We start from the raw sequence: 19,909 nt of genomic DNA, 5'->3' as shown, positions 1-19,909 counted from the left end.
GGCGTTCTCCCTATGGATTACGGGGGCCAGAATGCACAACGCCCGGCCACCGAGGGGGGTGCCGGGCGCGGTTCTGTCATGATGAGATGTTTATGCAAAAAAACCGTGCAGGCAGCAAACATATATCCATACGACCCGCGGACGGGATTACAGCCTGGCTATCAACGTCAAAATGACCCCGCTGCTATACATCAATGTATTAATAAAAATTCTGGTAGCGCCTTAGGCTTGTGATGCACTTTTCATGAGGGGCGTAAAGACACGATGGCCCTGCGCGCTATCGGGCTGGCAATAGCTGAACCCGGTCAGGGCATGGACCAGTGCCACGGGAATATCGAAGTAAAAATCGACCGCGCCGGGCGGATAGCCGCTTTCCACTTCTTCCTTTTCCATTTCCGCCACAAGATTGGCCAGTTGCGTAGGCGGCTGGCCGCTGGTCTTGAGATCATGCGGGCCGATTCCGCCATCATGGGTAACGGACCATATCTCCACCCCGTTATGGTGAGCAGTGGCGCAGCTGGAATACGTATGTTCATCAATAGCGGTAACTATTACGTCCGCCCCCGTGCCCAGTATGGCAATGCGCGCGCGCAGGGCTGTCGCATCCGCCATGTCATTGCACCACAGTACGCACCACCCGCCCGGCAGCGGGGCGATGCACTGGCGCGCAGTGGGCATGTCCGTCCCCGCCCCGGCATTTTTCAGCCCGAGGCGCTGCAGGATCTCCGCAGGGTCAAGGCCATGGACCATGAACAGCCCCACGGCATAGCCCGCCGGGCGTGGCGGGCAGGCTTCGCGCACATAGGGCCGCAGCCTTATGGGCGGGAAAATGTCCTGCATCCCTTCATCCCATGCGGGTTGAGCGAACATGACCCGGCCATTGACCAGGGTATAGGGATAGGCAATCTGCGCGGCGGAACCATCCCGATACGCGCACATGACAACCGCCGCCTGTGTCGCCGCTTTCCCACCGGGCAGGATGACGGTGCAGTTGGCGATCACGGCAGCCGCGCGGCGGGGGCTGGTGCGTACGCTGTCACGTAGCGCGGCCTGCACCTGCGTCAACTGGGCTGCGGGGTCGGCCATGGTGAGTGGCGGGGTCACGCGCGCGATACCGCCGCGCAGGTCCATGACAGCGCCAAAAGGGGCGAACACGCCCTGTGTCGCCAGCAGGTTTTCTGCTTCCGGCAGCACGATATGCGCCAGTTCGGTAAAATCATGCTCCGGCGTGGCCAGCCAGAAAGGCGGGTCCACTACGTCACTGCCCTGATACGCCACCATCATGCCTTTTCTTCGCCTGACACGGTTTTTATGTACGGGTCGGACATAAAGCCTGTCAAATCAGCAACAGGCGAGGCGTTCAGGCCACAGGCGCGGAACCGGAGCCATGTTCGTGTCCGTGGTCGTGGCCATGGCTGTCGTCATGTGCGTGCCGATGGTGCAGGTCGGGGTAATGGGCGTGGCTATGCACCAATCTTGTGTGCCGGTGGCGGTGGGTGTGCGGCTCACCCGCCGGGTCGTCGGGGCCATGGGGGTGCTGGTGATGGTCATCATGCACATGGCGGTGGGTGTGTTCCATTTCCTCATGTTCATGGATATGGGCGTGGCGTTCGCTCAGGTGCAGCCATAGCCCCGTTCCCATCAACATGCCTGCCACCAGCAGGCGCGGCATGTCTCCCCCCTGCCCATGGAACAGCACGACCGACACCATCGCGCCGACAAAGGGCGCAAGCGCGAAATAGGCCCCCGTACGCGCCGCGCCAAGATGGCGCAGCCCCAGCATGAACAGCACAAGGCTGACCCCATAGCCCAGAAACCCCACTCCGGCGGCTGCGGCGATGATGCCCGTTCCCGGCAGGCCCGCATGCTGGAACACAAGGGCGGCCGCCAGGTTCACGCTACCCGCAACGATGCCCTTGATCATGGCGATACGTACCGGGTCCGCCGCCGAGAGCCGACCGCTGAGGTTATTGTCAACACCCCAGCACAGGCAGGCCGCGGCGATGTAGAGCGCGCCGGGGGCAAACGTCGCATGTCCCTGCCATGACAGTGCGCCCGCGCCCAGCAGGATGCACCCCGCGCCTAGCAGTAGTCGCCGGTCCACATTTTCACGGAACACGATCCAGGCGATCAGCAGCGTCGCAATGCTTTCCAGATTGAGCAGCAGCGACGCGCTGGCCGCATCCGTCCGTGCCAGCCCGACCATAAGCAGCAGCGGCCCCGCCACCCCGCCCGCCGCGATAACCGCCAGCAGGCACGGCAGGTCCGCGCGCGTAAGCGGGGCCTCGTCATGCGTGGGCAGCCGCAATGCGGTGCGTGCGCGCAGCACCAGCGCCAGCCCCGCGCCGGAGCCAAGGTAAAGCAGGCCCGCCGCCATCTGTGGTGTCATATCCCCAAGCAGCATCTTGGCGAACGGGGTGCTGATGCCAAACAGCACGGCGGAGAGCAGGGCAAGGCAGAGTCCGGTTCTGTTCATACCCTCCAGTTTACCACATGCGCGGACTCAGCAATACCTTTGTCATGGAAAATGCGTAGAGGATGTTCTTTACCGAAAGAATAACTGGAAATAATAATTTTATTTTTGATTATGCAGTAACCAAATGAAGGCGCTTTTATCTATTTGTAATGGTAAAGGGGGATGCCTTCTCTCACTTCACCGCCACTGTTCATGCAATACATCCAGCGCGGTGCGCAGCGTGCGCGTGCGCGTGCCAGGGTGTTCGTCCATTCCGCACACGGCGCAGACCGTGCGGGCACGGGCGGGGGTAAGAAGGGCCAGCGCACGATCAATTGCGCGGCGCGCATGCACGGCAGCCTCGGTTTCCTCCATGGTGCCCGCACCGGCGCCGGTGTGGGGGGTGTAACGTTGCACCATCCGCCCGCTATGCGTGCTGCGTAGCCAGTAACGGCGAAAGCGCAGACCGGCTTCATGCTGTTCGGCACTCAGCCCTGCATTGGCGCGGTGGAACAGGCGGTCAAGCATACAGCCATCACGCAGGCGGCGCACGGTATGGGGACGCGCGCCGGGAGCAAGGGCAATGCGCGTGGTCTCAACTGAGCGCGCCATTGCCGCGGGGCCATCTGGTCCCATATCGGGTTGCAGCCCGGCGGCGATGTCCCGCGCAAGCAGCCGTGCCCGGCGATCCGCGCGCAATAGCGCGGCGACACGGTGCGGAATGCCCGCAGGCATGGGAGTACTGGTTGTGCGGGTGCGGGTATGCGGTACGGCCATGACATATCCTGTGCGCTATTGTGCAACAATGTCATTCTAATGGGGTCGCATGCAGGTAGCACGCCTCCCTCTCCTCCGCCACACGGCTGCGCAAACCCCGGTCGGCGCGTATTATAAGGTGAAGATGTTTAGCCTGCATGGAATCCACGCAGTACCCTTTAGCCCAAAGATTCGGGAGATTACCTGAAAGGTATGTCCCATATCCCCACGGGATAATGGGATATATCCTTCTTTACCAGCGCGTGAAATTATGGGATAATTCCCATTATGGATACACGCTCCCCCACCGCAGCCGAGATCGAGCGTCGCATGGCGCTGCTCAACCTCAACAAGAAGCGTCTGGCCGAACTTGCCGGTCTGAACGAGACATATGTGCATGACATCCTGCGCGGCAAATCGCGCCACCCCGGTGGCGACCGGCTGGAAAAAGTGGCCGCCGTGCTGGGTTGCACCGCCAGCGACCTGCTGCGCGGCGGCACGGTCGCGGGCAGCAGTCCAGCCGCCCAGCGGCTCAAGGCGTTGCGTGAGCGTGCGGGTTATACCGTGCGTGCGCTGGCCCGTGACCTGGGTATGGGGGAGAAATTTTCCAGCTACGCGTTTTATGAAAATAAGCTGAAAAAGGATTTCATTCCCGTCGAGATGGTCAGCCGCCTTGTGCCGCTGCTGACCGACCGGGGGGATCCACCCATTGCCCCGGCCGAGATATGGGCGCTGTGCGGCATTGTCCCGGGTGAGACGGACCTGAACGAAAGCATAAGCCGCGCTGAGCGCGCCACCGCCCCGACCCATGGCGATGACGGTACCGTGACGGTGCATGAATATGATATCTCGCCACAGGCGGGCGCGGGCGCGATTGTGGACCATACCGCCTGCGGCGATGGGGAGCGTCACCCCACGCTGGATTCGTGGCGCATCCCGCGCGATTTTATCCGCAACTACCTGCCGGACACGAACGGACTTGCGATCATTCGTGTGGCAGGCAATTCCATGGAACCGGAATTCATGGCCGGTGATCGCGTGCTGGTCGATACCAGCCACCGCGTTCCCTCGCCCGATGGGGTATATGTGCTGTGGAACGGCATGGGCGTTGTCATCAAGCAGCTCATGCTGGTGCCGAATTCCCGCCCGCAGCGGATCCGCATCATCAGCGTCAACCCTACCTATCCCGTGGATGAGGTCAATGCCTCCGATCTGGTGATAAATGGCCGTGTGGTGGGCAAGTGGGTGTGGAAGTGACCCACGTCGCGGCGCATGGCGGTCGGGTTGAAATTCTTCCTTCGCGGGGTGGACTGGCAAAGTAAGGGATAATCTTCCTTATGATTTGCAGAATATTTCTTGGGCAGGCTTTTCAGGCGGCTTATTCATACACAGTGGCGCTCCCGCCCTACTGCCGCCGTATTCGCCTCATAGGCAGGTGCTTGCCCTCCTGCCCGGATACGTCATGCCCGCACAACCTCCCGCCGCGACAGGCGTTATTACTTCATGACAGATAACGCTTCCTTTCTCTGGCCGCTACCATCCGTCCGGCCCGACGCTTCCGGCAATCCCTGCCCCGCATGACCGAGCAGAACCGACCCCGTGATTTTGAGCCGGGGAATGGCGAAAACGCGTCCCGCTGCCCCATCGGGATTTCTGAAACAGGTTCCACCCTTTACGCACCGAAAGTGCCGATACATGACCGATAATACGCCTGCCCCGCGCCGTCTGGCTGAAATTGCCAGCTATCATGCCCATGTCTATTTCGACACGCCCGCAGGCCGCACCGCCGCCACCGCATTGCGCGGGCAGATTGCATCCCGCTTTGCCCTGCGTCTGGGCCGCTGGCATGAAACGGGTGTGGGGCCGCATGTCGCGCCTATGTACCAGATCGCCTTTGAAACCGGGCTGTTCGCCACCCTTGTTCCCTGGCTCATGCTCAACCATGGCGGGCTGAGCATCCTGATCCACCCGAACACGCACGCACCGCGCCGCGACCATCTGCGCGACGGTATATGGATCGGCCGCCCCCGCGCCCTGCTGGCTGACCGCCTGCCTGAATGGAGCGACGCGCCCGATGCGGCGGGGGAGGTCAATACCCAGCCCGAGGCGGAGGTGGAGATATAGGAGTATGCCCTGATTTTCTTAATAAAAATAAGAAAAGAGACTTCTGCCCCGTTGTTTCCAGACGCAAACAGCAAAAAACCTTAAACGATCAGGAGTTTTTGGTTCTTTTTTGCAAGAAAGAACAAGACCTCCCCTTTCGCGTTCAGTCTCCAGACTCCCCCATGGTGGGATAGTCGATATAGCCCTGCGGGCCATGGGTATAGAACGTGGCGGGATCGGGCGGGGTCAGATCCGCACCTGCACGCAGGCGTTCGGGCAGGTCGGGATTGGAGATGAAGGGCTGCCCGAACGCCACGGCATCGGCCCGGCCTTCTTCCACCGCCCGTTCGGCCTGGGGGCCGGTAAAGCGTTCATTGGCAATATAGACACCACCAAACTGCTTTTTAAGCTGCGGGCCAAGGCTGTCCGGGCCTTCCGCCTCACGCGCGCAGATAAACGCGATCCCGCGCCGTCCCAGTTCTGTCGCCACGTAACCAAATGTGGCGGCGGGATTGGAATCACCCATGTCATGCAGGTCGCAGCGCGGGGCAAGATGCATGCCCACCCGTCCCCTGCCCCATACATCAATGGCCGCGTCGGTTACTTCCATGAGCAGTCGGGCGCGGTTTTCAATCGAGCCGCCATACTGGTCGGTGCGGTGATTGGTGGAATCCTGCAAGAACTGGTCCAGCAGATAGCCATTGGCCGCGTGCAGTTCCACACCATCGAAATTCGCCTGCCGCGCCAGCTCCGCCCCCCGGCGGAAAGCGGCGACAAGACCCGGTATCTCATCGGTTTCCAGCGCGCGCGGGGTCACATAATCCCGCTTGGGCCGCAGCAGGCTGACATGCCCCTTCGCCGCGATGGCGCTGGGCGCCACGGGGGCTTCCCCATTCAGGAAATACGGATCGGAAATACGCCCCACATGCCACAGTTGCAGGAAAATGCGGCCCCCCACGTCATGCACGGCGGATGTGATCTTTTTCCACCCTTCCGCCTGTTCGGTCGACCAGATGCCGGGCACGCCCTCATACCCGATGCCCTGCGGGCTGACGGGCGTGGCTTCGGACAGGATCAGCCCCGCCAGTGCCCGCTGCGCGTAATAGGTTGCCATAAGGTCGTTGGGAATATGGCTCTCCCCCGCGCGCAGCCGGGTCAGCGGGGCCATGATGACGCGATTGGGCAGGGTCAGGTCGCCGACCTTCAGTGGGGTGAACAGGGTTGGCATGCTACGTCTCCACGGTTCATTCATCTGGCGGCGATGATGGGCGCACCGCCAGCGCGCCGCAAGTCCCGGAGGTTTTGTGAACGCCCTGCGGAGATATGTGGATTTTATGAATATTCATGGAATTTTAACCGGTTTTTTCCATATGTGTGAAATAATAAAGCGCCGGAGTGAAATACCATATTCCGTTGCGTCAAATTCAATTATATGGTCTAAAAAATGTATATTTCAGGGAAGTGATTATGGCCCATACTGTTCGGCTCAGGCATAAGGAAACCGGCATTCTCAAGAACGGTTTTTATGGTTTTTCATGGACGACCCTGTTCTTCGGGGCCTTCCCTGCCCTGTTCCGGCAGGACTTCATTACTTTCCTCGGGTTTTTCGCCGTGTGGGTGGTTGTCGGGGTCATAAGCTTCGGGTTTGCATCCGTCGTGCTCGGCATCGCGTGGGCCTTCATGTACAACAAGTATTACACGACCAGATTGCTCCAGCAGGGATATGTCTTTGACGATACGGCGCACAACGTTACGGCTGCGTCCCTTGCGCTGGGCGTGGCGCTGCCTGACAGCCCGCCTGTATCACAGACCTGATTTGGGTGAAGGGATCGGAGGCTTCGCATATGCCGCGTTGGCTTCGCGGTGTCTGTAGCCCTTTTTTCGGGTTCCTGTCCGTCCTGCTCCGTCATGGGGCGCCTGACCCTTCCGGCACGGGCAGCCCCGCACGAATGGCGGCGGAATAATCCGGCCCGATCTGTGCGCCGGGCAGGCGCAGGATATGGCTTGCGGCGTGCAGGGCCGCGAAATCCGGATAGCGGGCGCGGTCATACGGGCCAAGCAGGTTCATGTCATACGCCATGGCCGCCGTATGCCCGCTCAGGATCACGCGCCAGTCCAGCCGATAACGCAGCTTGGCGCCCGCGCGGGCCAGTATGCCAGTAGTACAGTTATCGGTCAGGGTATTGTACCATAGTGGGTGGTGAACAATATCATGTATCGCGCCAACATAGCTGAGGAACAGATGCTCCCGCACGGCGGGCGACAGGTCGAGACGGTACAGATATACCCGCTCGCGCCGGATGTCGGTGCGTACGCCAATCAGGTCGCGTTCATCAGCGGTGACGAAAAACAGTTCGTAATGGTGGAAAAAACCGGCGATGGCGGAATAGGCGAACCGCGCCTGCCGCCGGGTCTCGATCGAGATGGCCAGATGCTGCCCATCCGCGAACCCGAAGCTCAGGAACACATGCGCGATCGACTCCCCCGCCCAGTAGGAGGTGACCAGATCCACGCTCTCCAGCCCGTTCAGGTCGTAGCTGGCGTCATACCATGCGGGGATGAGGTCATTCTCGCTACGGTAGCGGAAGTTGCGCACATGGGCCACATGCACCACGTTCGCCGTGCGCCAGGCATCGGCGGGGATGGTGTATTCCTGCGCCCATACGCGGTCGTTGCGCGGCGGGTCAGTCATGTACCAGCCCAGCAGCATGGCGGCCATGCCCCCCCGCGCCACGTGTCTGAGCCATGGCGGACGCAACCATTGCGCCCCCACCATGCCCACCCCGAAACCGCCACACAGCCCCAGCCGCAGCGTATCGGGCAGGATGGTTGAATAATACAGCGCCGCCCCGCCCAGCACTGTGCCCCCACCCATGGCCAGCACCCGTAATTCCCGCATGCTCCATGCCCATGCGCGCTGGCGGTTCATGGCCGTGGCATTGCGGGGGCGATGGTCCCCTGCGCAAGCTGGAGCAGCAGGATGCGCCGGACCTCGGCAATGGTGAAGGGGTTGGACTGGGTGGAATGTTCCGAATGGCGTACCACAAGTTCGGAGTCCACATCGGGTATATGCGCGCTGGTGTAGGACACCATGCCGTCATCCGCCCGGGCCAGCGGGTTGCCGCTGCCGCATACGGGAATGATGGAATGGGTATGCACCCCCTTTACAATGGGAATGGTGGGCAGCGTGCGCATGAACGCGCTGCGTGGCGACATGGCGTACACACTGCCCAGCCGCGATACGCGCCCGGCCAGATGCGTGCTGTCGCCCGCGCCGGTCATGATCTCGCGCGCGGTCTCGCTGACCCGCAGCGGCAGGCTGGCCATCCGGCCGATAAGCTGCGTGAACGATGTGCCGGCGAAGTAACTGCCATGCTGCGGTGTTGCGATAAACACCACACGCTGGATTTCGGGCATGGGGGTGGGAAACATCGTCTCGCGCATGAGACGGCGCGCGTCGGCGGATAGGTGAAAGGCGGAAAGCGGGCGGTCCGCCGTGCCGTTCCACAGCCTGTCCCCGGGGTTGATGACCAGCATGCGCGCCAGCAGCCCGCCCTGGCTGTGACCCACCAGCGTGATGCGCCCCAGCGCCGGATCGGCCCGTAATCCGCCCAGGCTGTCCACCGCCTGCGTTATGGCCCGGCGCAACTGCCAGGCGGAATATGGAATGGGACTGGATGTGGCGTAGGAAAAGAACCAGAAGTCGAAATGGTCCCGGATGCGCGGGTCTTCAAGCAGGTCATTGACCATGCTGGCCCAGCGGTAGGGGCTGGACGCCGTGCCGTGAATGAACACCACCGGCATGTTGCCCCGCCGGTGCGGGGTCATGGCCACCAGTCGCGGGCGCGTGCCGTCAAAGGTCGTGCCATCCAGAAAACCACGGTATTCCTTGGTCCACAGCGCCGTCTCACGCAGGCTCAGCGCGCGGGCGGCGGTCTGGTCATAGGCAGCGGGGATGGTGGCGTCGCCTATGCGGGTGGCGGGGTTTTCATCCATAACCCGCAGTACCAGCCGACCGTGCAGGCTGCCAGTCAGCACCTGTGCGCGGGGATTGTCCATTTCCAGCAGCAGGCTGGCGGGAACGCGTATCTGGTCCGATATGCTGAAACTGCCATGCGCATTCGGGTCGTCATGTTCCTGCATGCCGGCGCCATCCGGCACGGGGCTGGCCAGCGCGGTCAGGGCCTCGCCCAGTCCGGGGGTGCGATAGACATTTGCCATTCCGCTGACCGCGAGTGTTGCGGTGGGACGCATGTTTTCCAGCAGGCGGCCATGCCAGTGAAGTTGCGCGGGGTCGAAGCCAAGGTCAATCGTGCCAAATGGAAGCGCGCGTACCTGCGCCCCAACCGCACCCAGGGTGGGAAAGGCCGCGCTCAGGCCCAGATTGTACAGGTCGCATGCCTGCCGGAAGCGTTCATCATACGGGCTGGGGCCACCCGCCTGCCCCGGTTGCAGGTAGGCATAAGCATACAGTGCGGCGGCCAGGAAATCCGCGGCCCTGTGGTGGCGCAGACCCTGGCGGTAGCTCAGTTCCGCCAGCGCGAACAGCGTATCGGCCACCTCCTCATGGTCTGTCACGACTGTCTGGACCTGCGTGCGCAGGGTGGCGATGGCCCGGTCGGGATGGGCGCGCCACTGGGCCAGAAGGCCATGGCGGTTGAGCACCACCAGTGTAGGATTACCCGGCGCGTGGCCCTGAAGCGTGCTGCGGCTGGTGGCGCGATAGCTCTGCACCAGCGAGACCTGCCGCACGGTAACCGGCCCGGCACACCCCGCCAGCAGCGCCACCGCCAGCAGGTTGACGGGCCGGCAGGCGGCGCGCGTGAAGATCCGTTTCATTCCCGCAGATTAGGCGGCCCGGTGAACCGCGCAAGCGGGGAATCGCGGATCCGCCGCAGGCTGGGCGGACTTACAAGGAAGAAAGGCAAAAAATACTGGCGCGGCCAGGACGCTGCCTTGTTTTTTGTGGGGAACCCCGCCCCGGGGACAGGCCCATGCGGAACACCCGCCCCCCGCATAGCCCTCGATCCATGGAATTCGCAGTGGATTGCTGCTACCCCATGCCACGCACTTCTGTCGCTGTCGGCAGGATATGCCGCAAACCATCAAGGGCCTGAGTTGATATGACCCCTTTTCCTTTCCTGCCCCGCGCTTATGCCTGCGTTTTGTGTGTCATGGCGTTCATGGCCTGCCTGTTGTCCGGGGTGATCGGCCTTGCGCCCGCCCATGCGGTGGCGCCCATCGGGACGCCGAACCCGGCTTCGAAATTCTGCGTGCAGCGTGGGGGGCGGGTGGAGATGCTGCGCACCGGCAGCGGGGTAACCGGCTGGTGCCATCTGCCCAGCGGCAAACTGGTGGAGGAATGGAAACTGTTCCGCCGCAACCATCCTGCCATGCGCCGCCGCTGACCCGCGCCCGTAACATGCCCTATGCACCCGCGCGGCGGGTTATGGCGGCCCTGTTTCTGGCAGGTCTGTTTCTGGCGGGTCTGGGGGGCTGTGATGACCCGCTTCTCGCCTCTCGTACACCCCCGGCACAGGACTGCGCCCGTCGTGACGGTATGTGGCAGGTCACGCCCGATGGCCACACCGGCCTGTGCCACCTGCCGCCGGGCAGCAGGATTGCGGGCTGGACCATCGTGCCCCGCGCACATGGGGGGACACGCTGATGGTCCTGTCCGCCATCATGTAGCCGGGTGGCGGACAGGATGATCAGGCACCCCTCGCAGGGTATAACGATTTGATGACCTGCCTGTCCGGGGCGGTGGGGTTACATAATAGGCGTTCATGATGTGCCTGCGTGGCGCATCGCCCGGCTGCCCATTACCTGTTTTCGGTCATGGATGTGAGAGGCACCATAAAACGCGGCCCCTTTTTTCGAAGGGATGCACAAGCCGCCATAAGCAGGAGGAACCCGTGAAAACCGCATGTATCACCCGCCCCGACCATTCCGGCATGACCATGCGCCAGCACACCTTGCGGCCCGTGATCGCACTGCTTGTGGCCGGGTTCGCATTGTCCGGCTGCACGGGCCGGATTGGCGAAGATGCGTGTTTTTCCTGTGCCGAGGAAAAAACCGCCATCGAATCCACAACGAATGCAAAAGCGGCGCAGGGCCGGACGGCCAGCGGTAAAACACCCGGTGAACCCGCCGCCAGCGTACGAACCACCTCCCCCAAGGGCGCCACCCCCGCCGGGTAGGAAGCAGGCCCATCTAGTCACGATAACGTGTTCACGGCCCGCGCGTAACCGGACAACCCCCGTTCAGCACGCACGTTGAGCCCATACCATCCCATTGGCTGGGTGGAAGAACAGGTCATGTGGTGATCCATTGCCTGTTCCCCTTCCTGCCTTGCCGTGGGTGGAACCGGGCGATCCGCGCACGCGCATGCCGCCATTCCGGCCCTACCGCCACAGGCCCGGCCCACAAGGCCGATACCCTGCGCGGCCCGGCCCGCCGGACATGTCGCGACGGTACCGCTCCAGATGGGCATGCGACCCTGAAAAGGGTCCGCCTGCTCCCTGCATGCCGGGACACCGTGCAGGACACAGGCCATAGTCCCGCCATCAGGACCGCGCGACGAGGCACGAAAGGCCCCGTGTCGGTTCCTGCTTTCGTTACCGGAGCCTCACATGAAGATTTCCCGTAATGTAACCGACATAACCACCCGTATCGGTGATTTCCTGACCGGGGCGCTGGGCGACCGTTCCGGTGCGATGTCAGTGCTGAACGATATTCTCGGCCCTCTGCCCGCGCCGGGTCATCCCAGCATGCTCGAACAGCGCGCCGAAGCGGTGGGAATGCTCCCGCTGATCCGGGCATGGCAGGAACAGGACAACCCTGAACCCGCCGATGAAAGCACCGTACATGCCCTGTTCCGGCCGGTCGAGATCGACCGCTTCTCCACCCAGACCGGGCTTTCGGGAATGGCGGCCATGAAAATCCTGCGCGAGGTGCTGCCCCTGACGGTGCGCCACCGGGCGCTGAGTGCGCGCTCCGACAAACCCATGAATGTCCACTAGCCAAGGCTGGCGGGCATACCCGACATAAAACAGGCCCGGCGACTGAACCGCTAAGGGCCTGCAAACAGGCCCATCCCTGTTCGACCTGCCTGCCCGCATGGGGTTCCCCGCCCCGGTGTGGCAGGCTTTTTTTGGGGATTTTATCGTTTGCGGATACGTCCGCTTACGCCCCGTGCCGTAGCGTGGCGAAAACAGGCAGGGTCGTGATCGTCGATCATCCCGGCTGCCTGCATCCACGCATAGGCAATGACCGGCCCGACAAAGCGGAACCCGCGTGCCCGCAGCGCCGCCGACATGGCGTGCGACAAAGGAGAGGAAGCCTGCACCTGCCCGCTAAGGTTGCGCACCGGGCCATCAGGCAGCATGCCCCAGGCAAAGGTGGCAAAGTCTTCTCCCCCATCGCGCATGGCGACATAGGCCCGCGCATTGCCAATGGTTGCCACAATCTTGGCGCGGGCACGAATAATACTGGTATCAGCCATAAGGCGCGTCACATCGGCGGCTGTAAAACCGGCCACGCGGTCAGGGTTGAACCCGGCAAAGGCACGGCGAAATCCCGCGCGCCGCTTCAGCACCGTGCGCCACGACAGCCCGGCCTGAAAACTTTCCAGCACCAGCATTTCCCATAACTGGCGGCTGTCATGTACCGGCTGGCCCCATTCATGGTCGTGATAGGCCTGCATCATTGCATCCGCCTGTGCCCACCCGCAGCGGCTTATGGTGGGGCACATGATTACCGCCTGCGCCCGGAACGCAGCAATGGCTCGCGTGGGTTCGCGCGTTCTGTCATGCAGAGCATGGTGTGCCCTCTTTTTTCCGTTCACGCATAATATGCCTGCTGGTATTGATTTTTCCAACAGGCTGCGTGGTCCGGCAGAAGAAAGGAATTTATCCATCGCATGGCAGCAGGGTGCGCCTGCATTCCTCATGATGGTTATGTTCAATAACAAAGCATGGGCGTAATACAACCCGGCATCAAAGATAGACATTTTTGATGACATCTTGCGACAGGCATCTGGATCAAATATAAAATATTGATATTTGCTGAGACCTTTGAATTCGTGGTGACCTGACGAACCGGGGTGTTGTTGGTCGCGACCGGTGCAAGATTTTATCCGGCGCCGATGTCCTGATGCCCCTGCCGGTCGTAACACCCTACCGACTTCTGACCGACAAGGGGTATGATAGCGACAGGATACGGGAGAACCTGCCACTTCCATGGTTACTGGGACTGTAATCGCATCAAGCGTATGTTTATCCGCTGTATCGCCACACGATATGAAAAGGCGAAGAAACCCTTGTTCTACTCGTGATATTGTCTTATCGCTTTTGGGGATTTATTATGGCCCATTCATTATTTCCAGTCAGAACAAGGCATCCATATAATGCGACCGTGTATCATCTGTGGAGGGAAAACACATTATTTTTTCAGTAAGGAATATAAAGGTCATCCATATAATGATTTTATGGAAGAATTAAAGGTAGATTACTACAAATGTGAGAATTGTGGATTTGTCATATCAAAAACGCATCAGGATATGAGCGAGCAGGAGTGGTCTGATCTCAATAATAAATGGCATCATTATTTTGAAAAAAATACTAAAAACCAAATCAGCAATCAGCCGCCCTATGCGGATCAGGCCCTTACACTAAAAATACTCGAAAAGAATGGTATTTTTAAATTTGAAGATACACTTGATTATGCAGCCGGATACGGAACCCTATATAAATTCATAAAAAAATACTTCAATAACAATATTTCTATATTTGATGATTATATCAATAACTCTATAACTGACTTACCTTATGTGCAAAGGCCTAATCTTAAAAAATATGGTCTTGTCATCAATAGCGCCATGTTCGAACATGTGCTGACACGATGTGCGCTCGACAAAATCAATGCATGCGTGGCCAATGATGGCATATTAATGCTGCATACCGTTATTTGTGAAAATGTTCCCAAGGACCCAAATTGGTTCTACATTACACCAATTGTTCATACTGCCTTCCATACAAACAAAAGCATGTCTATTCTTATGGAGCAGTGGGGTTATGCATCTTCCATTTATTCTCCACATGCAAAGAGCTGGTTCCTGTTTAAGAAATGTTATCAACAACTGGATAAAATAGAATCGATTTGTAATTCTATAAATACTGAAATACAGAAAGAATATTTCTTATATAAATCTGGATTTCTAGACTACTGGAAAGGATTCTAGGGCCTGTTAGGCCTTCGTGTAGTCTACTGTAGCGGCGATGAGGATGACGGAGAGAAAGGATGTGGCTGTCTTCTCGTATCGGGTCGCGACAGCCCGCCATTACTTGAGCCTTGCCCACTATTTTTCGACCAGATACCAGTGTCTGTGACTGGCGACTTCAGGATCATTTCTTCTTGGCGGAATGACAGTTCATATGCCTGCCCGGGCGAGCGCGTGAAGAATAGAGATCTGCCGTGGCCATCCGCGGCTACTTATACCAACGGTTATAGGCACTGACCTGTGTGAGCCCACTTTCTGAGACCGATGGATCGAACGGTGTCAGGCAGGGCGGCAAGATTATTCCAGGCGGAACAGGCGGCGTCGATGATGTGCTCAATGCCGTCGAAGACGGTATTGGCCAGCCAGTTGGCGCGCAGGAACTGCCAGATATTCTCGACCGGGTTCAGTTCGGGAGCATGGGACGGCAGGAAGATCAGGCTGATATTGCGAGGTATCTTTAGTTTACTGGTGGTATGCCATCCTGCGCGATCGAGCAGCACGACGGCATGGGCACCGCGGGCGACGCAGCGTGAGATCTCCTCGATATGAAATTGCACTGGCGGTGCCGACGAACGGCAGCACTAGGCTAGCAGCCTTGCCGCGCGCCGGGCCCGGCCGCCTTGTGATGGACACAGATCGTCATGCCATCAAGAAAGACCATGCTTGCCTCTGATCTTTCAAGGGGACGTTGCCGCACATCAATATGCTTATAACTATGAAATATTCTGAAAATTATAAAGAAGTTTTTGGTGAAGATTTTTTCAAAAATCTTCAGGAAACGTCATCCCAAAAAGACAGCGCCCGAAAACCTTTATTTTATATCTTCAGGTTACTTAAAAACAGCACTCCGGTCACCAGCCTGAACGGTGTTATGGAACCCGCAAAAAAACCGGGGGCGCAGAACACGCCCCCGGTTCAGTCTGGCAGTTGCGTGCCGCCCGTGATCAGTTCACGTTATCCAGCGCATAAACAACCAGATCGTCCGTTACCGGCGTCATCATGAAGTGATGACCGCCCGCCATGATCGCGACGTACTGCTTGCCCTTGTATTCATACGTCATCGGGGTGGCCTGTCCGCCACCGGGCAGGACATCGTTCCATACTTCCTTGCCGGTATGCAGGTCGAAGGCATGGATCATGTTGTCCGTCGTGGCGGCGACAAAAATCAGGCCCCCAGCCGTAATGACCGGGCCGCCATTATTGGGCGTGCCGATGGTCAGCGGCAGGTGCGTGGGCAGGCCGAACGGACCGTTGGAGCGCGCGCTACCCAGCGGGTGCTGCCACAGGACTTTCTGCGTGTGCATGTCTATGGCGGTAATCATGCCATAGGGCGGGCGGTTGCACATCATGCCCGTATATTCATCCCAGAAAGGTGAGACAACAACGCCGTAGGGCGTTTCCGCCATGGCCCCGGCCCCTTCTGCCCCGCCGCCGCCGGGCTTGTAGTTGGGGTCATCCACCGGCATCAGGCCCAGCTTATCCGCCTTCTTGCGGCTGACAAGCTGGTCATACATCGGCATGTTGTTCCAGTTGGCGATCAGGATGCCGGTCTTTTCATCATAGGCCATGCTGCCCCAGTCCGAACCGCCATTATAGCCGGGATATTCCAGCCATGGCTTGGTAATGCTGGGGGGCGTGAACTCACCAACATAATTGGCGCGACGGAATTTCAGGCGGCAGTAAAGCTGATCAATGGGGGACATACCCCACATATCGGCTTCCTTCAGCGGGGCGAAACCAAGGCGCGGCATACCCACCGACCACGGCTGCGTGGGCGAACGCGGGTCATCCGCCACGTTACCCGGTGATGGCGCGGGGCGTTCTTCCACCGGCAGCAGCGGTTCGCCCGTGCGGCGGTCCAGCACGAAGGTCTGGCCACGCTTGGTGGGCATGATCAGCGCGGGCGCCGTGCTGCCATCGGATTTGGTGAAGTCCATGAGCGTGGGCTGGGAGCCGATGTCGTAATCCCACACATCCTTATGCACGGTCTGGAATACCCAGCGCGGCTCGCCCGTTTTTACGTCGATCGCCACCACGGCGGAGGATACCTTGTTCTCCTCCGGGCTACGCAGCGCGCTGTAGTAATCGGCCGCCGAGTTACCGGTAGGCACATAAACCAGCCCCAGCGCATTATCGCCAATCATCGCGGCCCATGAATTGGGCGTGCCACGGCTGTAATGCTCGCCTTCCTTCGGCTCGCCATGGTCATGCGGGCGGTTGACATCCCATGCCCACAGGAAGCGCCCGGTTTCGGCGTCATAGCCACGGATCACACCCGAGGGCGCCCAGCGGCGCTGGCCGTCAAGGATTTCCTGGTTGGTGATGATCGCGCCGTTCACGATGGGCGGCGGCGCGGTTTCCGCCACGAAGCCGGGCACGGATTCGCCCATGCCTTTCATCAGGTTGACCTGGCCGTGATAGCCAAAGCCCTCGCACAGCCTGCCGTCTTCGCTATCCACCTCGATCAGGCGTTCATCAAGGGTCGCCTCAAGAATACGATGGTGGCAATGCTCCCCTTCCGGCACGGTGGAGGAGGTGTAGTAGACCACCGCCTTGCACGCCGCGGTGTAGGGGATGCTGTCGTATTTCTCGTTCGCGTGGAAATGCCACACTTCCCTGCCCGTTGCCGGGTCGATGCGCATCATGTCGTTCTGGGCCGAACAGGTGTACAGCCCGTCGCCTACCTTGATGGGCGTGGTCTCGGCGGCCCATTTGTTCACCTGTCCCGGCGCCGGCTTGCTGCCGGTGTGGTAAATGAACGCACGGTGCAGATGACCGATATTGGCGGGCGTGATCTGGTCCAGAGGCGAGAAACGGGTCGCACGGTCGTCGCGCCCATAGGCGGGCCAGTCATCATGCGCGGGGGTGGCGGTCACCTGCTCCACGGCGGGGGATGCCTCGCTGGGCTCGGCGGGCGGACCGTCGGGAATGTTCGCCGCATTCACGCCCGGCGCCTGGGGCGCATTGGGCGGCGGCGGTGCGTACGTATCGCGTGTGGAGGCGGACTGTTCATCGGGTTCGGTGGCATTGCCTTCACCCGGTGGCAGGCTGGTCGGCGGAACCTGCGCCATGGCGGTTCCCGCCACGCCAGCGATGATGGTCGCACCCATGAGCAGGGTGCGCAGCATTGATGTCCGGGGCATTAGACGGCCTTCCGTGCATGAAGTGCGTGCGGATTCTGCGCGCGCCGGAGCACGGGCAGGCTGGCCAGCACGGCAATGGCGAGGAGTGTGGGGCCGAACACGCGCGGCAGCAGGCCCCAGCCATCCAGCCCGACTTCCCACAGCGCCCAGACCCATGTGATTGCGTAAGCCGCAAGGTAAAGCAGTCCACCTGCGACCCGGCCCATGGCCATGAGAACCCCGGCGATGGTAATGGCGAGCCCGCACAGGACATAGTACCAGGAGCCGCCGATGAAGGCGAGTTCCGCCCCCATATACACCAGCGGCACGCCCAGAATGATAATGATAATGGCCAGCACAAGCGTCGCCCATCCGGCGGCGCCGTGTGGTCTTGTCAAAGACGACATGATGGATGTTCCTTCCCTGTCATGGAATGGAAGCTAGGCGCGCCCGTATCAAAAATAAAAAAACGAAATCGCGATCTTGGTAACAACTTTATTATTGCTTGCGAATATCAGGTATTTCTAAAAAATATAAATAACGCCATGTAACTTTCAGGGGGTACGAATACTTAATCTCTGCCCGATATTTCCACCGGGCGGGCGCGGTCCGCCAATGCCTGCGGGACCGTGAGCCATGAGCCTGCCCCATCCCATAGGTGTTCGGGCACATTTGAATGATTACTTACTCCAATGCATCCCTATCCATACGGGGCACCATAACGCATGTATCGCGCGCGGGGGCTAGCAATGTCAGCCCTGCCGCCGCTGCCACACGCAGCGCCCGTGCCGTGGGGGCCGAGACGGCGGCCAGCGCGGGCATGCCGGCCATGATCGCCTTATGCGCCATTTCATACGAACAGCGGCTGGTGACAAGGCAGAACCCCCGCCCGAAATCTACCCCCGTACGCACCCCCGCGCCAATCAGCTTGTCCAGCGCGTTATGGCGGCCCACGTCCTCACGCACACAGGTAATGGCGCCATCGGGCATGCACCATGCCGCAGCGTGCAGCATATGCGCCCGCGCATTGAGCACCTGCCGTGCCCGCAGGCCGCCCAGAGCGCGGCGCACGGCGTCCGGCGCCGGTGGGGCATGCGGCACGGTCGGGGCCGGGCGCTCCAGCACATCCTGAGCGTCCGTGCCGCATATGCCGCAACTGGTTCGTCCCGTCATCGCCCGCCGCCCGCGCGCCAGCAGTTGGTGAAAGGCGGGACCGTCAATACGCATATCGACCTGCACGTAATCCGTCTCGACATGCACCTCCAGTCCCTTCAATGCGGCGGGCGTGGGAATGATCCCTTCGGTCAGGGCGAAGCCGGTGGCGAAGTCTTCCAGATCCAGTGGCGTCGCCATCATCACGCCATGCGGCATGCCGTTGAAGGACAGGCTGATGGGCGTTTCCTCCGCAATTTCGAATGTCCGTGCGCTCGGCGCATCTTCCTCGGCATGCCAGGCATCCATGGTGCAGGTTACGATGGCGGGGGGTAGATGCCGGGTCATTGTGGAGTATCCATACGTTCCGCCCATGCGCGGGCGGTCATGTGATCGGCGGGTGTGTTGATATTCATGAACGGATCCATCCCGCCGGGCAGCAGGTCAAAAGGAGCGGCCCGCGCGGCCAGACGGTCAGCCAGTGTGCGCACGCGTGTGGCGGTGCGGCGCGTGGCGGGGGTAAGGTTGGCAAGCTGTTCGGCCAGCATGCCACGGCAGGTGACCGGCCATGCGGCGACCAGACTGTGCCGCTGGCCCAGACTTTCGGCAAAGGACGGCGCGGGCAACAGGCGCGTCACCAGATCGGGGGGAATGAAGGGGGTGTCGCCCGGTACCGTCACCAGCACGTCACAACCTGCGGCAACTGCCCATTCCAGCCCGCGCAGCACGCCCGCCAGCGGCCCCGCCCCGGTTATCCGGTCGGCCAGAACCGGCAGGCCCCATGGGGCGTAACGGGCGGGATCACCATTGGCGCTTATGGCCAGCGCCGTGCAGCATGGGCGCAGGGTCACGATGATTCGCTCCAGGCAGGTGCCCCCACCCAGCGCCAGCAATGGCTTGTCCATCCCGCCCATGCGCCGGGCTTCTCCCCCCGCCATGACCAGCCCGGCCACACGGGGCGTGGCCTGCGCCATCATCTGGCCCATCCCTGCCATTGCATCGGGATGTCTGGGGCCGTAGCCTGCGGCAGGATGCGCATGC

Annotated in this window: 19 protein-coding genes and 1 pseudogene; 8 read left to right on the top strand and 12 right to left on the bottom strand. The window is 60.7% G+C overall.

Annotation, left to right across the window (positions count from 1 at the left end; all coding sequences use genetic code 11):
• Window positions 1-222: 222 nt before the first annotated feature.
• The 3 genes from LDL28_RS02365 to LDL28_RS02355 all read right to left on the bottom strand — a co-directional run bounded on the left by LDL28_RS02365 (window position 223) and on the right by LDL28_RS02355 (window position 3,232).
• A complete protein-coding gene (locus LDL28_RS02365) occupies window positions 223-1,284 on the bottom strand; it encodes a hypothetical protein (RefSeq protein WP_233057038.1) in 1,062 nt (353 codons plus the stop codon).
• Between the two features lie 76 nt (window positions 1,285-1,360).
• Window positions 1,361-2,476 (bottom strand): DMT family transporter, encoded by a 1,116-nt coding sequence (locus tag LDL28_RS02360; RefSeq protein WP_233057037.1) that lies wholly within the window; start codon window positions 2,474-2,476, stop codon window positions 1,361-1,363.
• Window positions 2,477-2,653: 177 nt separating this feature from the next.
• Window positions 2,654-3,232, bottom strand: coding sequence for a hypothetical protein (locus tag LDL28_RS02355; RefSeq protein ID WP_233057036.1), 579 nt, complete (start codon window positions 3,230-3,232; stop codon window positions 2,654-2,656).
• A gap of 267 nt (window positions 3,233-3,499) precedes the next feature.
• Here LDL28_RS02355 and LDL28_RS02350 point away from each other — a divergent pair, with 267 nt between their 5' ends.
• Entirely contained in the window at window positions 3,500-4,468 is a 969-nt protein-coding gene (locus tag LDL28_RS02350; RefSeq protein WP_233057035.1) for a S24 family peptidase, read from the top strand.
• A gap of 438 nt (window positions 4,469-4,906) precedes the next feature.
• Window positions 4,907-5,335: a DOPA 4,5-dioxygenase family protein gene (locus LDL28_RS02345; RefSeq protein ID WP_233057034.1), complete on the top strand. Its 429-nt coding sequence runs from the start codon at window positions 4,907-4,909 to the stop codon at window positions 5,333-5,335.
• Between the two features lie 142 nt (window positions 5,336-5,477).
• Here LDL28_RS02345 and LDL28_RS02340 read toward each other — a convergent pair whose 3' ends face one another.
• Window positions 5,478-6,542: an alkene reductase gene (locus LDL28_RS02340; protein WP_233057033.1), complete on the bottom strand. Its 1,065-nt coding sequence runs from the start codon at window positions 6,540-6,542 to the stop codon at window positions 5,478-5,480.
• Between the two features lie 239 nt (window positions 6,543-6,781).
• Between LDL28_RS02340 and LDL28_RS02335 the strand changes: the two genes are divergently transcribed.
• Window positions 6,782-7,129, top strand: coding sequence for a hypothetical protein (locus LDL28_RS02335; RefSeq protein ID WP_233057032.1), 348 nt, complete (start codon window positions 6,782-6,784; stop codon window positions 7,127-7,129).
• Between the two features lie 91 nt (window positions 7,130-7,220).
• Here the strand turns inward: LDL28_RS02335 and LDL28_RS02330 are convergent, their stop codons facing one another.
• Together LDL28_RS02330 and LDL28_RS02325 are read right to left on the bottom strand one after the other, a co-directional pair.
• The gene (locus LDL28_RS02330; RefSeq protein ID WP_233059156.1) at window positions 7,221-8,213 is read right to left on the bottom strand and encodes a DUF4105 domain-containing protein; all 993 of its coding nucleotides are present in this window, start codon (window positions 8,211-8,213) and stop codon (window positions 7,221-7,223) included.
• A 26-nt stretch (window positions 8,214-8,239) separates the two neighbouring features.
• Window positions 8,240-10,153: a triacylglycerol lipase gene (locus LDL28_RS02325; protein ID WP_233057031.1), complete on the bottom strand. Its 1,914-nt coding sequence runs from the start codon at window positions 10,151-10,153 to the stop codon at window positions 8,240-8,242.
• A 284-nt stretch (window positions 10,154-10,437) separates the two neighbouring features.
• Between LDL28_RS02325 and LDL28_RS02320 the strand changes: the two genes are divergently transcribed.
• The 4 genes from LDL28_RS02320 to LDL28_RS02305 all read left to right on the top strand — a co-directional run bounded on the left by LDL28_RS02320 (window position 10,438) and on the right by LDL28_RS02305 (window position 12,336).
• Window positions 10,438-10,722 carry a DUF333 domain-containing protein gene (locus tag LDL28_RS02320; protein ID WP_233057030.1) on the top strand — a complete coding sequence of 95 codons (285 nt, stop codon included), beginning with the start codon at window positions 10,438-10,440 and terminating at the stop codon, window positions 10,720-10,722.
• 14 nt (window positions 10,723-10,736) lie between these two features.
• Window positions 10,737-10,982 carry a hypothetical protein gene (locus LDL28_RS02315; protein WP_233057029.1) on the top strand — a complete coding sequence of 82 codons (246 nt, stop codon included), beginning with the start codon at window positions 10,737-10,739 and terminating at the stop codon, window positions 10,980-10,982.
• A gap of 247 nt (window positions 10,983-11,229) precedes the next feature.
• Entirely contained in the window at window positions 11,230-11,514 is a 285-nt protein-coding gene (locus LDL28_RS02310; protein WP_233057028.1) for a hypothetical protein, read from the top strand.
• Window positions 11,515-11,946: 432 nt separating this feature from the next.
• Complete coding sequence (locus LDL28_RS02305) at window positions 11,947-12,336, top strand: hypothetical protein (protein WP_233057027.1); 390 nt, start codon at window positions 11,947-11,949, stop codon at window positions 12,334-12,336.
• Window positions 12,337-12,476: 140 nt separating this feature from the next.
• Here LDL28_RS02305 and LDL28_RS02300 read toward each other — a convergent pair whose 3' ends face one another.
• On the bottom strand, window positions 12,477-13,067 hold the full coding sequence (locus LDL28_RS02300; protein WP_233057026.1) for a DNA-3-methyladenine glycosylase I: 591 nt from the start codon (window positions 13,065-13,067) through the stop codon (window positions 12,477-12,479).
• Window positions 13,068-13,721: 654 nt separating this feature from the next.
• On the opposite strand from LDL28_RS02300, the gene LDL28_RS02295 reads away from it, so the two are divergent.
• Window positions 13,722-14,555, top strand: a complete 834-nt coding sequence (locus LDL28_RS02295) for a methyltransferase domain-containing protein (protein ID WP_233057025.1) — start codon at window positions 13,722-13,724, stop codon at window positions 14,553-14,555.
• Between the two features lie 263 nt (window positions 14,556-14,818).
• Here the strand turns inward: LDL28_RS02295 and LDL28_RS02285 are convergent.
• The 5 genes and pseudogenes from LDL28_RS02285 to LDL28_RS02265 all read right to left on the bottom strand — a co-directional run.
• Window positions 14,819-15,203: pseudogene (locus tag LDL28_RS02285) on the bottom strand (transposase); the annotation flags it as partial.
• A gap of 335 nt (window positions 15,204-15,538) precedes the next feature.
• Entirely contained in the window at window positions 15,539-17,737 is a 2,199-nt protein-coding gene (locus LDL28_RS02280; protein ID WP_233057024.1) for a pyrroloquinoline quinone-dependent dehydrogenase, read from the bottom strand.
• Window positions 17,737-18,123, bottom strand: coding sequence for a glycerol dehydrogenase (locus tag LDL28_RS02275; RefSeq protein ID WP_233057023.1), 387 nt, complete (start codon window positions 18,121-18,123; stop codon window positions 17,737-17,739). Before LDL28_RS02275 ends, LDL28_RS02280 begins: the two co-directional genes overlap by 1 nt.
• 277 nt (window positions 18,124-18,400) lie before the next feature.
• Window positions 18,401-19,216, bottom strand: coding sequence for a formate dehydrogenase accessory sulfurtransferase FdhD (fdhD, locus tag LDL28_RS02270; protein WP_233057022.1), 816 nt, complete (start codon window positions 19,214-19,216; stop codon window positions 18,401-18,403).
• Window positions 19,213-19,863, bottom strand: coding sequence for an NTP transferase domain-containing protein (locus LDL28_RS02265; protein WP_233057021.1), 651 nt, complete (start codon window positions 19,861-19,863; stop codon window positions 19,213-19,215). The genes fdhD and LDL28_RS02265 overlap by 4 nt, the downstream gene beginning before the upstream one ends.
• Window positions 19,864-19,909 lie beyond the last annotated feature (46 nt).

This window comes from Komagataeibacter sp. FNDCR2, assembly GCF_021295395.1.
Classification (GTDB): Bacteria; Pseudomonadota; Alphaproteobacteria; order Acetobacterales; family Acetobacteraceae; genus Komagataeibacter.
This window is presented reverse-complemented; position numbering and strand designations above follow the sequence as displayed.

Excerpts from the sequence above, each read along its gene's own strand:
- LDL28_RS02265 (WP_233057021.1), bottom strand. The coding sequence starts at position 19,863 with ATGGCAGGGATGGGCCAGATGATGGCGCAGGCCACGCCCCGTGTGGCC.
- fdhD (WP_233057022.1), bottom strand. The coding sequence starts at position 19,216 with ATGACCCGGCATCTACCCCCCGCCATCGTAACCTGCACCATGGATGCC.
- LDL28_RS02365 (WP_233057038.1), bottom strand. The coding sequence starts at position 1,284 with ATGATGGTGGCGTATCAGGGCAGTGACGTAGTGGACCCGCCTTTCTGG.
- LDL28_RS02350 (WP_233057035.1), top strand. The coding sequence starts at position 3,500 with ATGGATACACGCTCCCCCACCGCAGCCGAGATCGAGCGTCGCATGGCG.
- LDL28_RS02360 (WP_233057037.1), bottom strand. The coding sequence starts at position 2,476 with ATGAACAGAACCGGACTCTGCCTTGCCCTGCTCTCCGCCGTGCTGTTT.
- LDL28_RS02355 (WP_233057036.1), bottom strand. The coding sequence starts at position 3,232 with ATGGCCGTACCGCATACCCGCACCCGCACAACCAGTACTCCCATGCCT.
- LDL28_RS02300 (WP_233057026.1), bottom strand. The coding sequence starts at position 13,067 with ATGTGCCCCACCATAAGCCGCTGCGGGTGGGCACAGGCGGATGCAATG.
- LDL28_RS02305 (WP_233057027.1), top strand. The coding sequence starts at position 11,947 with ATGAAGATTTCCCGTAATGTAACCGACATAACCACCCGTATCGGTGAT.
- LDL28_RS02295 (WP_233057025.1), top strand. The coding sequence starts at position 13,722 with ATGCGACCGTGTATCATCTGTGGAGGGAAAACACATTATTTTTTCAGT.
- LDL28_RS02335 (WP_233057032.1), top strand. The coding sequence starts at position 6,782 with ATGGCCCATACTGTTCGGCTCAGGCATAAGGAAACCGGCATTCTCAAG.
- LDL28_RS02320 (WP_233057030.1), top strand. The coding sequence starts at position 10,438 with ATGACCCCTTTTCCTTTCCTGCCCCGCGCTTATGCCTGCGTTTTGTGT.
- LDL28_RS02315 (WP_233057029.1), top strand. The coding sequence starts at position 10,737 with ATGCCCTATGCACCCGCGCGGCGGGTTATGGCGGCCCTGTTTCTGGCA.
- LDL28_RS02345 (WP_233057034.1), top strand. The coding sequence starts at position 4,907 with ATGACCGATAATACGCCTGCCCCGCGCCGTCTGGCTGAAATTGCCAGC.
- LDL28_RS02340 (WP_233057033.1), bottom strand. The coding sequence starts at position 6,542 with ATGCCAACCCTGTTCACCCCACTGAAGGTCGGCGACCTGACCCTGCCC.
- LDL28_RS02330 (WP_233059156.1), bottom strand. The coding sequence starts at position 8,213 with ATGCGGGAATTACGGGTGCTGGCCATGGGTGGGGGCACAGTGCTGGGC.
- LDL28_RS02325 (WP_233057031.1), bottom strand. The coding sequence starts at position 10,153 with ATGAAACGGATCTTCACGCGCGCCGCCTGCCGGCCCGTCAACCTGCTG.
- LDL28_RS02280 (WP_233057024.1), bottom strand. The coding sequence starts at position 17,737 with ATGCCCCGGACATCAATGCTGCGCACCCTGCTCATGGGTGCGACCATC.
- LDL28_RS02275 (WP_233057023.1), bottom strand. The coding sequence starts at position 18,123 with ATGTCGTCTTTGACAAGACCACACGGCGCCGCCGGATGGGCGACGCTT.